We start from the raw sequence: 14,353 nt of genomic DNA, 5'->3' as shown, positions 1-14,353 counted from the left end.
CCTTTCTTTACACTTCCTCCTGTTTTATTTTGTGCGCATTGTGTAAATGCACACACACTTTTGGTTATGATGGGGAAATTATTCCCGCATCTGCATCATCTACCGTATATGCATACCTGAAGATTAGCGGAAGATTATCGGGTTCCGCTTTCCTCATTTGCTGAATCATCAACATCCGGTAATTCAAATAACCACACCTTATTCATTATGGCTTTAAAATGCTTCCTGTTATAACTTCAGAATAATCATGCCAACCCTGTAGTGAACGCACACACAGGAACAATATGCCGCTCAATAGCTTATATTTCTGTAACTTCGCCAACATTTTTTGGCTTTATATGGCAATAAGGTATAAGGAATATACGGGATTGAACCTGCCGGCTACAGAGCAGGAAATATTAGCAAAATGGGCTGAGGATCAGTCGTTTGAAAAAAGCATAAGCCTGCGCAACGGAGCGCCGTCTTTCGTATTTTATGAAGGGCCGCCCAGCGCCAACGGCATGCCGGGCATTCACCACGTTATAGGCCGTACCCTAAAAGACCTGGTTTGCCGCTATAAAAGCATGAAAGGATACCAGGTAAAACGTAAGGCAGGCTGGGATACCCATGGGCTTCCTGTAGAATTAGGGGTTGAAAAAATGCTGGGCATTACAAAAGAAGATATTGGCAAAAACCCGTCTGCCGGACAGGCAGGAATATCGGTTGAGGAATACAACGCTATCTGTCGCAGGGAGGTATTAAAATACAAAGACAAGTGGGATGAGCTAACCACCAAAATGGGTTACTGGGTAAACCTCTCTGATCCATATATTACTTTTGAGAATAAGTATATTGAAACACTCTGGTGGTGCCTGAAAGAGTTATATAAAAAAAAATTGCTCTATGAAAGTGTAAGCATTCAGCCTTACTCGCCCGCAGCAGGTACGGGTTTAAGCTCGCATGAATTGAACCAGCCCGGCACTTATAAAATGGTGAAGGATACTTCCGCTGTTGTTATGTTTAAGGCAGTGAAAGACGAAAAAAGCAAGTTCTTATTTGATGCCGCCCAGAGTGATGAGCTTTTTTTTCTGGCCTGGACCACTACCCCATGGACTTTGCCCTCCAATCTTGGGCTTACCGTTGGAGCTAATATTGATTATGTATTGGTGCAAACATTTAATCCTTATACACATTTGCCTATACATGTTGTGCTTGCCAAAGCCCTGATCCATACATATTTTAAGGCTGAAGATGAGAACGGAGATTTTGAAAGATACTCCCCCCCAGCCAAAACACTGCCATGGAAAATACTCAGGGAGTTCAAAGGAAAAGACCTTGAAACGATAAGCTATGAGCAACTCCTTCCATTTAAAGCAAACTCTGCTGAAGCCATCCGGGAAATAACTCCCGGCGCAGATCCATTTCGCATTATGCTGGGCGATTTTGTAACAACCGAAGATGGCACCGGTATAGTACACACGGCTCCGGCTTTTGGTGCGGATGACTATAAAGTGGGGAAAAAGTACAATATTGGCATCCTTACTATGGTAGACAGGGAAGGAAAATTTATTGAGGGGCTTGGAGAATTCAGTAACCGATATGTAAAAAACTATAAGGATCAGGAGGATTATGCGGATGTGAACGTGGATATTGCTGTAAAACTAAAAAAAGAGAACCGCGCTTTTAAAATTGAGAAATACGAACACAATTACCCCCATTGCTGGCGTACGGATAAACCGGTACTATATTATCCTTTGGATGCCTGGTTTATAAAAACAACTGCTTTAAAAGGCAGGATGGTTGAATTGAACAAAACCATCAACTGGAAACCCAAATCAACAGGTGAAGGTCGTTTTGGCAACTGGTTAGAGAATATGGTTGACTGGAACCTAAGCAGGAGCCGGTATTGGGGAACACCGTTACCTGTTTGGAGAACGGAAGATGGCTCTGAAGAAAAATGTATTGGCTCAATACATGAACTAAACGAGGAAATTAAAAAGGCGAATGAAGTACTGGGTGGCAATGTAAATGAAAATTATTTGCACAACGGTATCCTCGACCTCCACAAACCCTATGTAGATGAAGTAATTCTGGTGAGCAATACCGGGAAACCCATGAAACGCATCCCCGACCTGGTAGATGTATGGTTCGACAGTGGCGCCATGCCTTATGCCCAATGGCATTTCCCTTTTGAAAATGTTGAAATTTTCGCCCAAAACTACCCTGCCGATTTTATAGCCGAAGGGGTAGATCAAACCCGTGGCTGGTTTTATACGCTCCACGCCCTGGGAAGCCTGCTTAAAGAATCGGTACAGGAAGAACTTCAAAAAGCCGGTATAGAAGTGAATGATGAGAAATACCCCGGGCTCGCTTTCAGAACCTGTGTTTCAAATGGTCTGGTGCTGGATAAGAATGGGAACAAGATGAGCAAGCGCGTGGGTAACGTAGTAGATCCCTTTGCCACTATTGAACAATACGGGGCAGATGCTACCCGGTGGTATCTTATTACGAATGCTTCCCCCTGGGATAGCTTAAAGTTTGACCTCCAGGGAATAAAAGAAGTACAGCGCAAATTCTTTGGTACCTTGTATAATACCTACCAGTTCTTTGCGCTATACGCCAATGTAGACGGGTTCGCATTTAAGGAAGCCTATATTCCTTTAGATCAGCGCCCGGAAATAGACCGCTGGATCCTTTCTTCTTTAAACAGCCTGAAGAAGCGGGTGACGGAATACATGGACGATTATGAACCTACCCATGCCGGAAGGGCGATTGAAGATTTTGTAGATGAGCATTTAAGCAACTGGTATGTAAGATTGTGCCGCCGCCGCTTCTGGAAAGGCGAATATGAGCATGACAAGATATGCGCTTATCAAACGCTGTACGAATGTTTGGAAACCGTACTGCAACTTATGGCGCCTGTTTCACCTTTCTTTTGCGATGCCTTATTCAACAACCTGAATGCTGTTTCCGGTAGAAACAAGGCAATATCCATTCATCATACTTTATTCCCGGAACCAGACGCAGCAATAATAGATGCAGCACTGGAAGAAAGAATGCAAATGGCCCAGGATATTTCATCGCTGATACTTTCGCTTCGTAAGAAAGTAAACATAAAAGTTCGTCAACCGCTGCGGAAAGTCCTCATTCCTGTACAAAACAAACAAATGAAGGATCAGATAATCAAAGTGGAAGACCTCATCAAAAACGAAGTGAATATTAAGGAAATAGAATATATTACAGAAGGAAATGGATTTATAAGCAAAAAGATAAAGCCCAACTTTATAGCCCTGGGCAAAAAACTGGGAGCAAAAATGAAGCCTGTAAGTACTGCGATAGCATCATTTACCCAGGAAGATATAGCTACAATAGAAACAGAAGGTGTTTACACACTTCATGTAAACGGAGAAAAAATTCCGCTTCAACTGTCGGAAGTGGAAATTCAGAGCGAAGATGTACCGGGTTGGATGGTAGCCAATAAGGGAATGCTAACCGTGGCCCTTGATGTAACACTTACGCCCGAGTTAGAAAGCGAAGGCAATGCAAGAGAAATCGTTAACAGGATCCAAAAAATCCGTAAAGACAATGGCTATGAACTGACTGACAGAATTCTGGTAAAACTATCTGAAAATACTGCTCTCAAACCGTCTATCACTGAATATAATACATATATTTGCGCGGAAATTTTGGCAGATAAATTAGAATGGTTACCAGATATTACGAATGGTATTGATATAGAAATAAATGACATACCTTTAAAAATTTTAGTGACCAAAAAAGTATAAATGCATGGCAACCAATAAGAAAGCAGCAAAAAAAGCAGCAACTCCTAAAGGAAAACCTGCTAAGGCGGCACCCAAAAAAGCAGTGAAACCTGCAAAACCCGCACCTAAAAAGGTTGCAAAGCCTTCTAAACAGGCTAAACCTGCCAAAGCGGTGGCGCACAAGCCTGTTGCGAAAAAAACAGAGAAAAAGCTGGAAACTAAAAAGCCTGCACACCCAAAAACAGCAACAAAACCTGTTGCCCCTGTAAAAAAAGTTGCGCATGCAGTTAGTCACGAGCCAGCTAAAAAAGTAGCTAAGGAAGTACCGGCTGCCCCAATAAAACAATCACCTTCAAAATTTGAACAAATAAAAAAAGCAGCGAAAGCACAAGTGGAAAAGACAAAAGCAAGCAAACCCGTTGTTATTCCCAAATTAAGTACAAACCATGCAAGGAAATACGAGCCCGAATTTACCCAGTCTGTACTTGATCGTCCGGCAGCTCAGCAAAGTGGCCCTACTATGAAGTATAGCGACTCTGAATTAATTGAATTTAGAGAACTTATAGTACGGAAATTAGAAGCCGCAAAAAAAGAGCTCAATTATCTTCAGGGGCTTATTACCCGTAAAGATGATATGGGGGGAGATGAAAGTGAAAACAGGTACATGACAATGGAAGATGGCAGCATAAGCATGGAAAGAGAACAATTGAGCCAGATGGCAAGCCGCCAGATTCAATACATTGATCATTTGGAAAAAGCCATGATGCGTATTGAGAACAAAACATATGGTATTTGCAGGGTTACCGGCAAGCTCATAGATAAAGCAAGGTTACGTGCAGTGCCTCACGCTACTTTAAGCATGGAAGCCAAAATGGGATACGCTAAAAACCCCAACATTCAATAATTGTTTGCCCAAACTATTTTAAAGCCGGATGCCCATTGAAAAAGCATCCGGTTTTTTTATACCGCCTTCTGCCGAATTCCTTTCTGCGGAAGTTCTGCCAAATAAAAATCATATGCAATCAAGACTATTTCTGCTAATGCTAATTACAGCCATCACAGGCTCTATTCTCCCCATACAGGCAGCAATAAATGCCAAATTAGGTAAAGTCTCGGGAGGGCCGGTAATTGCTGCCTTTATATCTTTTTTAGTAGGAACTGTTTTTTTAGCCGCTTACCTGATGATTAGCCGTAAGCACAGCTTTCAGTGGAATGGAATACAGTCGGCGCCGCTATGGTTGTTTACGGGGGGATTGATCGGCGCTTTTTATGTAGCGGCTATTACTTTTATTATACCTACCCTTGGAACCGCCCTGACCTTTGCTCTTATTATAGCAGGACAATTGCTGGCTGCTATGGTTATTGACCATTACGGATGGCTGGGAATGAGTGTACAGGAAATAAGCGCGGGAAGAATAATAGGCGCTGTTTTATTAATTGCAGGCGTAATATTGATCCGAAAATATTAGAACGTATCAATTGCACGTTTCTACAGTTTTGCTTTGCCTATTTTATTTTTGAGGAATGTTCTTGCTGCATGTATCCTGTCACTATCGCCAAATGCATCTTTAGGCAGTAAAAAAAAACTGCGGGGATTAAAATAAAGGTGGAAAAAATTAGGTGTTTCTATCATCTCGCTAAATTCTCTCCATGCCCAGCTTTTACTTCCCTTTGGATTTTCAATAAAAAAATGATTCTCTTCCAGCGAAACCTGAAAGCTGTCGCGGAATGTAACAGATTTTTTGTAAATGGCTGAGGGTAACCATCGCCAGAAAGCGAGCATCAGCACAACCCATAAAACAAAGCTGATCAAAAAAGCGAGCGGGGTTACTTTTTTATAATAGAATAAAATGGCAGCCACTGAGGTAAAAACATTTACCAGTATGATCATAAATTTAATTTCCCGCTTACTGATAAAATGATAGCGCAGCGCTTGTAATACCTGGGCTTTTTTATATGTTACTGTTACCTGCATAAGCCATGAAGATAAAAAAAGAAAAGTTTAAATTCCTGCATTATATAAATTAGGGAATTTAAACTTTTACTGCGCTGGTAACCGGAACCGGTAAAGTTTTGCGGAACTTTAAACAGCGCCATGCACAGCATTTTATTTTCCGGAAAACGTACAGCCTGAGCCTATGCGTTTTCCCTTCACATCATCTGATATCACGGCATTTTTTGTACCCGCCATTTGCAGCCTGGTAAGGTGTTATAGATTGGGCACAGGAAGAAAGAAAAAGAACGAAAAGTAATGCAGCGATTAATCTTATCATTTTTAAAAGTTTAGACTGTAAAGAAAATACCAGGCATGCATAAAAAAAATTATATGGACGCTAATTCTACGAGATTACACTTACCGCCTGCTCAAACGCAAAAAACGATAAAAATTGTTCATTTAACGTAAACAGCTACATAACAGCCCGCTATAAAAACAATAGTTGAAGCCTTAAAGCGCCCTGTTTCAAACTATAATATTGATTTTCAATATCAGGAGGAGCAAAAAAAATCCATCCCGGAGATCCGGAACCGATTTGTGCAGTTTTATATTCCTAACCGTTATTGTTCCTAACTTTGATACATGGCAGTTTTCAAAAAATACCGGATGGATAAAACAGCTTTCAGCATTCATACATTTGAGGAAGCGGATAATGCCATGCGGGATTACAGTAATCATACGTTCAGGGAACGGTTACATATCTATTGGCACCTTACCAGCATTGCCTACAAATTTGATTTGAACAACCCACCTAAAATGGATAAAACTTTTTTTGGCATGAGAAAACATCAAAGCTGATGCCTGATATTTTCCAGGAAGATTTCAGAGATTTTTTACACGCACTTAACGACCATGAAGTAAGATATATTATGGTCGGTGGTCTTGCTGTGGTTCTTCATGGACATGCAAGAGTGACAGGCGATATGGATATTTGGGTAGACTGTACAGAAGATAATTATAAGAAACTGGCAAAAGCTTTTGAACAGTTTCACATGCCGGTATTTGATATGACATTGGAACGGTTTTTAAATGTAAGTGCGAATGATGTTTTTTCATTTGGCCGCAACCCGGTGGGTATTGATGTAATGACAGCGGTAAAGGGTTTGAATTTTGAAGACGCTTATAAACTTTCAACAATATTTGATGATGACGGACTATTCATCAGGGTGCTACATATTAATCACCTTATGGAAGCCAAGAAAGCTGCGGGCCGTTTAAAAGACCTCGATGACATTCAACAACTCCGGAAAAGAAAGGAAAAATAAAATATAGGCTTATGCCGCATTGAGCGGTATTTGCCCGGTAACCATTGTACTAAACGTCCCTGACTGCCATTCGTTACGGCAAGTAACCCGTCAGGTCATTTAGCACGTTCCTCTTATCGCTTCCGGCGATCCCTCCTGATATATAATTGTAGTCATTGCCAAACGATAAATAGTTCAGGCTGAAATAAACATTACCAATCCTCCCTTAAGCAAAAAAAATCCATCCCGGAGACCCGGAACGGATTTGTGTAGGTTTATATTCCTAACCGTCCTAAAATGATTTTTTTAGCTGCAACCCATGCTGTTGCCACAGTTCAAACATTTGTAACAGGTGCCGCTCCGTACGGTAATGTGTCCGCAGGTATTACAGGCGGGTGCATCGCTTTGCATGCTTTTAAGATGCTGGCTCACCACATTTGTACTTGCTGCCGACCTTTGCGCTTTAGAGGGCTGAACTGCAGAACCACTATTGGGTGAAGTTCCCACCACCCTTACATCACTGAGTGCCGGTGGCTTAGGAGCGTATTCCGGGCCTGCTGGCACATCGTCCCACGCATCATTACCCGCATTCCCGACTTCTGGTTTATCCAGTACATGCACTAAATCTGTCCTTCCCAAATACTCATATGCCAGGCAGCGGAAAACAAAATCTACAATAGAAGTAGTAGACTTGATATTTGGATGATCTACCATGCCGGCGGGCTCAAACTTGGTAAAAACAAATTTTTCTACAAATTCTTCTAATGGCACTCCATACTGAAGCCCAACGGAAACCGATATGGCAAAACAGTTCATCAGGCTGCGTAATGTAGAGCCCTCTTTTGCCAGGTCAATGAATATCTCACCCAATGTTCCATCTCCATACTCCCCTGTGCGGAGAAAAATCGCCTGGCCGTTTATTTTAGCTTTTTGGGTAAAGCCACGGCGTTTGGCAGGTAAGGTTTTTCTCTCCACAATCATTGATAGCTGGCGCTTTAACTTGGTATCGGTTGATTCCTGCATGCGCTTGTGCAGTTCATCTAACAATTCATCCACAGTAAGCTTACCCATATCAATAAAATGGCTGTCCTGGCCGGGTGTTGTTTCTGCACGCTCTTCTTTTTCTTTGACCTTTGTCTTCTTTGTATCGCTTTTATTACTTAGCGGCTGACTGAGTTTTGATCCATCGCGGTATAAAGCACAGGCTTTCAAACCCAGTTCCCAGCTAAGCATATATGAATCGGCTATTTCTTCTACCGTTGCTTCATGAGGCAGGTTAATGGTTTTGGAGATCGCCCCGCTGATAAAAGGTTGTGCGGCAGCCATCATACGGATATGCCCGTGTGCATGGATAAAGCGTTCGCCTTTTTTACCACATTTGTTGGCACAATCAAATACAGGATAATGTTCCTTTTTCAGATGCGGCGCTCCTTCAATGGTCATCGTACCGCATATATAGTCATTAGCTGCTTCAATTTGAATTTCTGTAAAGCCTAATGCTGCAAGCAGGTTAAAATTCCAGTCATTGTATTGCTCAGGTGTAAAGCCAAGCCGTTCTAAGCAGGGTTCTCCTAAAGTAAATTTATTGAATACAAAGCCGATCTCAAATGCAGAGGCGAGTGCAGCATCCAGCTTTTTGATCTCTTCAGCTATAAATCCTTTTTCACTTAATGTTTGAGGATTAATAAAAGGAGCGCCGGCAAATGCAGCCGAACCAACAGCGTATTTAATAATAGCGTCAACTTCTTTTTGATTATACCTCAGGTTTTTTAATGCCTGCGGTACCGACTGGTTAATGATCTTAAAATAACCTCCGCCGCTCAGCTTTTTAAATTTCACTAAAGCAAAATCAGGTTCCACCCCGGTTGTATCGCAATCCATAACCAGGCCGATAGTGCCGGTAGGGGCTATAACAGTAGTTTGGGCATTCCGGTATCCGTATTTCTCTCCCATTTCCACAGCTTCATCCCATGCGTTGCAGGCCGCTTTTAATAAGTAATCCGGACAATACTTAGCATGAATACCCTGTGGCTTAATGCTCAGTTGCTCGTATTCATCGGCATCATATGCGGCAAGGCGGTGGTTACGCATTACGCGCATCATATCTTCCCTGTTTTCTTCATACCGGGCAAAGGTCCCCAGGTGCTGCGCAATTTCAGCAGATGTTTTATAAGAAACACCTGTCATAATTGCCGTAATGGCCCCGGCAATGCCGCGAGCTTCCCTGCTGTCGTAAGGAATACCGCTTATCATAAGCATAGAACCCAGGTTGGCATATCCCAATCCCAGGGTTCTGTAATCATATGAAAGCTGGGCTACTTCTTTAGAAGGGAACTGCGCCATAAGCACAGATATTTCCAGAACAGTTGTCCATAGGCGCACGGTATATTCGAAGCCTTTTACATCGAAAACGTTGTTGTCTTCATTAAAAAACTTACGAAGGTTTACAGAAGCGAGGTTGCAGGCAGTATTGTCTAAGAACATGTACTCACTACAAGGGTTGGAGGCCCGGATACGTCCACCTTGGGGGCTGGTATGCCATTCATTAATGGTGGTATCGTATTGGGTACCCGGGTCTGCACAACGCCAGGCTGCATACGCAATCTGGTTCCATACTTCTTTGGAAGGTATTTTTTTCATTACTCTTCCGTCAGAACGCGCCTTCAGTTCCCAATCCTCGTTATTTTTCAGTTTTTCAAAGAAATCATTTGAAATGCGGATCGAATTGTTTGAGTTTTGACCGCTCACCGTTTTATAGGCTTCTCCTTCATAATCGGATGCATAACCGGCGGCAATCAATGCAGCTACTTTATTTTCTTCCTCCACTTTCCAGTTAATAAATTCCATTATTTCCGGGTGATCGAGGTCAAGGCATACCATTTTAGCGGCACGACGGGTAGTGCCACCACTTTTAATAGCGCCTGCTGCCCTGTCGCCAATCTTTAAAAAGCTCATCAATCCGGATGAAGTGCCGCCTCCGCTCAATTTTTCGCCTTCGCCGCGTATATTGGAATAATTGGTGCCTACGCCGCTGCCATATTTGAATATACGGGCTTCTCTTACCCACAGATCCATAATGCCTCCTTCGTTTACCAGGTCGTCCTCAACACTTAATATAAAACAGGCGTGGGGCTGCGGGCGCTCGTATGCCGAAGTTGATCTTTTTAATTTGGCGTCTTTGGGGTCTACATAATAATGTCCCTGTGGTTTTCCTTTAATACCATAGCTTTCATACAATCCGGTGTTAAACCATTGCGGACTGTTGGGCACGCAGGCCTGGTTTAAAATACAATACACCAGCTCTTCATAAAATACCTGTGCATCTTGTGCGGAAGCAAAATAACCATACCGTTCTCCCCATACTTTCCAGCAATTGGCCATACGATGCGCAACTTGTTTTGCTGAAGTTTCGCGACCCAGAGATCCGTCAGGCTGGGGCACGCCGGCTTTGCGAAAATATTTCTGCGCTATTATATCCGTAGCTATCTGGCTCCACTGTCTGGGAACCTCTACATTTTTCATTTCAAATACGATTTCCCCATTGGGATTACGTATTACAGAAGTGCGGTAATCGTATTCAAACTGGTCAAAAACATCTGCTCCATCCCTGGTAAAGAGACGGTGATACCTCAAGCCACCGCTTTGTTTTTCATTTGTCATAATTATGCTGGGTTTGATAAGTTTTTCTGATAAGTTAAGTTACTATTATCAAATGATAAGAGGACGAAAATATCAGGCTTAATTGTTTTGTCAAACTGTTAAATATCAACAGCGTGTGGATAAGTGCGGAATAGGTAATACAGGGTTTGCTTTTACTATTTTTTCACATTTATCTGAAAAAAAAATTTGGTTTTACGGCTAAAGTTTTTTAAATACTATTAAAGCATTGGTTAACACTGCACTGCCCGGCATTTTGCAGGCAGGGTGAAGATTTATGGAAATGCAGGCTTTTTCTTTGACCGGGTATATTTCTATTCATCAGGATAGAAATGTTCATAAAAATCTGCTATTTCAGCAAAGGCAGGAGCATTGAATATCTGCTTTTACAAACAACCCAAATAATGCGTTTTGCGTACTTTTACCCGGCGCTTCCTTATATTTACGATGCAGCAATATTATTTTTTTAAACCGGGCTAACCCAAAAACTTTTTGCATTTTTGCAAATAAGGAATTCATAGCATGACCGATCTCATTTATCAATCCATAGCAGGCAAAAAAAAGGCGGGTAAGAAATCATTTGCCGTACTTATTGATCCCGATAAAGTAGACGAACAAAAGATAACTGAACTGTTGGATCTCACCGCTGAAGCCAAAGTGGATTATTTATTAGTAGGAGGAAGCCTGGTAATCAGCAATCACTTAGATGAAGTAGTGAAACAGATCAAAAAGCAATGCAGCATACCGGTCATACTTTTTCCCGGCACCCCTTCGCAGGTTACCCGCTTTGCCGATGCGCTGCTTTACCTCTCCCTGATTTCGGGCAGAAACCCCGAATTGCTGATAGGACAACATGTAATTTCGGCCCCATTTGTGAAGCAAAGCGGACTGGAAATTATTTCAACGGGTTATATGGTCATTGATGGCGGTGCTCCCACAACGGTTTCCTATATCAGCAATGCCAGCCCCATACCGTCCAATAAAAATGAAATTGCCATGTGCACTGCCATGGCGGGTGAAATGCTGGGCATGAAACTCATATATATGGATGCGGGCAGCGGCGCTGAATGGCCCATTACCGAAGCAATGATTGCCGGGGTAGCCAACGTAATTGAGGTACCCCTTGTTGTTGGGGGAGGCATCACCAATCCTGAAAAGGCCTATCTTAACTGCAAAGCGGGCGCAGATGTAATAGTGGTAGGCAATGCCATAGAAAAAGACGTTTCTCTTATAAAAGAAATAAGTGCCGCTGTACATAGTGTGCCGGTTCGTTTATAGATTTATCTTACATTTTCAAAATTTCACATAAAAAATACCCCTGCAAGTAAAAAAAGTATTTTCTTTGCATCGTCAAAAACTTATTAAAGCGTAGCTATAATGCAAAAAAATCTCACCACAGTACTCGCTGATGTGTTTGCCAGGGCAAACGCTACATTGCGTGGGGTTTTTCCTGTTCTGCCAGGAGCAGTTTTTTTCTGTCCCCAAACGCCCTTTCGGGTACGACGTTGATACATTTTACCATAGCACACCCACCGTTATGGAAAAAACACCGCATCAGAAAAGCTGATGGCGGCATGGTGGCAGTTATCCCCTTCTATCACTTGCTATTAAGGAACAAAAAGAATGAAAACGCAGGAACAATTTCAGATACTCATTGCCAATGAAAGCCACCTCAGCTTTGCACAGATCATTTGCGATGAAATGGCTTCTTCAGCCAAAGCCCGGGGAACAGGTATAGCCAAAAGAAGCCCCGAATACATACAACAAAAAATGCGTGAAGGCAAGGCGGTGATCGCCTTTAATAAAGAAGGGATTTGGGCAGGATTTTGCTATATCGAGACCTGGAGCCATGGCGAATACGTAGCCAACTCCGGGCTCATTGTAGCGCCCCCTTTCAGAAAAGGCGGATTAGCACGCGCTATTAAAAGAAAAATATTTGAACTGAGCCGTAAATTATATCCTGAAGCAAAGATATTTGGACTTACTACTGGTTTGGCGGTAATGAAAATCAATTCCGAATTGGGGTATGAACCGGTTACTTATTCAGAATTAACGCAGGATGAGGCTTTTTGGGCGGGTTGCAAAAATTGTGTAAACTATGATATATTGATGAGTAAGGAGCGGAAGAACTGCTTTTGTACTGCTATGCTCTATGATCCCAAAGACCATTACGAACCGGAAGAAACCAAAGAAGCATTTCAGCAACATTCAAAATTGTATGAGCGCTTTATGCGTATAAAAAAATGGAAACTGCTGCAGCCTTTTTTAAGGAAGGAAAAAGAAGAATCCAAAAGCGGGCGAAATATGAAGACAATATTGCATTTTTTCTTTAACCTGTAGATTTGCAGTTCCGGAATATATTCTTTCGGCGTATATCAGTTTAAAAAGTAAAAAGTAATGAAAAAAATTGTTCTGGGCTTTAGTGGTGGATTGGATACATCCTATTGTGTAAAGTATTTAAGTGAAGACAAAGGCTATGAAGTACATTCTGTTATTGTAAATACCGGCGGCTTTACCGGCGATGAGCTGAAGAAAATTGAAGCACACGCTTATGCCCTTGGAGTAAAAACGCATACTACTGTTGACGCTGTATCATCGTATTATGACAGTATTATCAAATACCTGGTTTACGGAAATGTATTAAAAAACAATACCTATCCTTTAAGCGTAAGCGCAGAAAGACTGAGCCAGGCGCTGCATATTGCAGAACATGCAAAAAAGCTGCATGCCGATGCGGTGGCGCATGGCAGCACAGGGGCGGGCAATGACCAGGTGCGGTTTGATATGATCTTCCATATTATGATTCCCGGTGTTGAGATCATTACTCCTATCCGCGACCTGAAACTAAGCCGTGAAGCAGAAATAGCTTACCTTAAGGACAAAGGAGTACAGATGAATTTTGAAAAAGCCGTATACTCCATTAATAAAGGGCTGTGGGGCACAAGTGTAGGCGGTAAAGAAACTTTATCATCCAAAGGCATATTACCCGAAGAAGCGTGGCCTACACAGGTTACCGCATCGGATGCAAGGGAAGTAAAACTAAGTTTTACAAAGGGCGAGCTAACCGGGGTGAATAACCAGCATTTTGGTCATCCCACAGAAGCCATTCAATACCTGCAAACCATTGCCGGCCCTTATGGCATAGGGCGCGATATTCATGTAGGGGATACCATTATTGGCATAAAAGGACGTGTAGGATTTGAAGCAGCTGCACCCATGGTTATATTAAAAGCGCATCATGCACTGGAAAAGCATGTGCTTACCAAATGGCAGCTTAACTGGAAAGACCAGTTGGCGCAGTTTTACGGCAACTGGTTGCACGAAGGACAGATACTGGATCCTGTAATGCGGAATATTGAAGCGTTTTTAGAAAATTCGCAGCAAAATGTTACCGGTGAAGTATTTGTTCAGTTGTTGCCTTACCGTTTCCAGATCATTGGTATTGAATCGCCTTATGATTTAATGAACAGCAGGTTTGGAAAGTATGGCGAGATGAATACTGGTTTCACCGGTGAAGATGTAAGAGGATTCAGCAAAATATTTGGCAACCAGGTTGCTATACATCATTTGGTAAATAAACAGGTATAAGGTGGAGGATATGATACCTTATAGCTTATTTCTTAAACCTCATACTACTGTTAAGTAAGCGTAAATTATCAAAGATATAGTCACGCATGCACGAACATTCGTGCATGCGTGGAAAAAAATACCTC

At 42.2% G+C, this 14,353-nt stretch carries 10 protein-coding genes; 8 read left to right on the top strand and 2 right to left on the bottom strand.

Features of this window, described 5'->3' with window-relative positions:
- Positions 1 to 338: 338 nt before the first annotated feature.
- The 3 genes from ileS (at position 339) to FRX45_RS08080 (ending at position 5,212) form a co-directional block, all read left to right on the top strand.
- Positions 339 to 3,764, top strand: coding sequence for an isoleucine--tRNA ligase (ileS, locus tag FRX45_RS08090; RefSeq protein WP_152267891.1), 3,426 nt, complete (start codon positions 339 to 341; stop codon positions 3,762 to 3,764).
- A gap of 4 nt (positions 3,765 to 3,768) precedes the next feature.
- Positions 3,769 to 4,647 (top strand): TraR/DksA family transcriptional regulator, encoded by an 879-nt coding sequence (locus FRX45_RS08085; RefSeq protein ID WP_152267890.1) that lies wholly within the window; start codon positions 3,769 to 3,771, stop codon positions 4,645 to 4,647.
- Positions 4,648 to 4,759: 112 nt separating this feature from the next.
- A complete protein-coding gene (locus FRX45_RS08080; RefSeq protein WP_193311627.1) occupies positions 4,760 to 5,212 on the top strand; it encodes a DMT family transporter in 453 nt (150 codons plus the stop codon).
- Between the two features lie 20 nt (positions 5,213 to 5,232).
- Here FRX45_RS08080 and FRX45_RS08075 read toward each other — a convergent pair whose 3' ends face one another.
- Entirely contained in the window at positions 5,233 to 5,718 is a 486-nt protein-coding gene (locus FRX45_RS08075; RefSeq protein WP_152267888.1) for a YcxB family protein, read from the bottom strand.
- 603 nt (positions 5,719 to 6,321) lie between these two features.
- Here FRX45_RS08075 and FRX45_RS08070 point away from each other — a divergent pair.
- Both FRX45_RS08070 and FRX45_RS08065 read left to right on the top strand, forming a co-directional pair.
- Positions 6,322 to 6,537 carry a hypothetical protein gene (locus tag FRX45_RS08070; RefSeq protein ID WP_152267887.1) on the top strand — a complete coding sequence of 72 codons (216 nt, stop codon included), beginning with the start codon at positions 6,322 to 6,324 and terminating at the stop codon, positions 6,535 to 6,537.
- Positions 6,537 to 7,004, top strand: coding sequence for a DUF6036 family nucleotidyltransferase (locus FRX45_RS08065; RefSeq protein ID WP_152267886.1), 468 nt, complete (start codon positions 6,537 to 6,539; stop codon positions 7,002 to 7,004). Before FRX45_RS08070 ends, FRX45_RS08065 begins: the two co-directional genes overlap by 1 nt.
- 285 nt (positions 7,005 to 7,289) lie before the next feature.
- Here FRX45_RS08065 and FRX45_RS08060 read toward each other — a convergent pair whose 3' ends face one another.
- Complete coding sequence (locus FRX45_RS08060) at positions 7,290 to 10,643, bottom strand: vitamin B12-dependent ribonucleotide reductase (protein WP_152267885.1); 3,354 nt, start codon at positions 10,641 to 10,643, stop codon at positions 7,290 to 7,292.
- A 519-nt stretch (positions 10,644 to 11,162) separates the two neighbouring features.
- On the opposite strand from FRX45_RS08060, the gene FRX45_RS08055 reads away from it, so the two are divergent.
- From FRX45_RS08055 to FRX45_RS08045, 3 genes are all read left to right on the top strand, one after another.
- Positions 11,163 to 11,918 (top strand): geranylgeranylglyceryl/heptaprenylglyceryl phosphate synthase, encoded by a 756-nt coding sequence (locus tag FRX45_RS08055; RefSeq protein WP_152267884.1) that lies wholly within the window; start codon positions 11,163 to 11,165, stop codon positions 11,916 to 11,918.
- 345 nt (positions 11,919 to 12,263) lie between these two features.
- On the top strand, positions 12,264 to 12,980 hold the full coding sequence (locus tag FRX45_RS08050; RefSeq protein WP_152267883.1) for a GNAT family N-acetyltransferase: 717 nt from the start codon (positions 12,264 to 12,266) through the stop codon (positions 12,978 to 12,980).
- Between the two features lie 57 nt (positions 12,981 to 13,037).
- Positions 13,038 to 14,228 (top strand): argininosuccinate synthase, encoded by a 1,191-nt coding sequence (locus tag FRX45_RS08045; protein ID WP_152267882.1) that lies wholly within the window; start codon positions 13,038 to 13,040, stop codon positions 14,226 to 14,228.
- The last annotated feature ends 125 nt before the right edge of the window (positions 14,229 to 14,353 follow it).

Source organism: Agriterribacter humi (assembly GCF_009192765.1).
Classification (GTDB): domain Bacteria; phylum Bacteroidota; class Bacteroidia; order Chitinophagales; family Chitinophagaceae; genus Agriterribacter; species Agriterribacter humi.
Note: the sequence above shows the minus strand (reverse complement) of the source record. Positions and strands in the feature narration are given on the sequence as shown.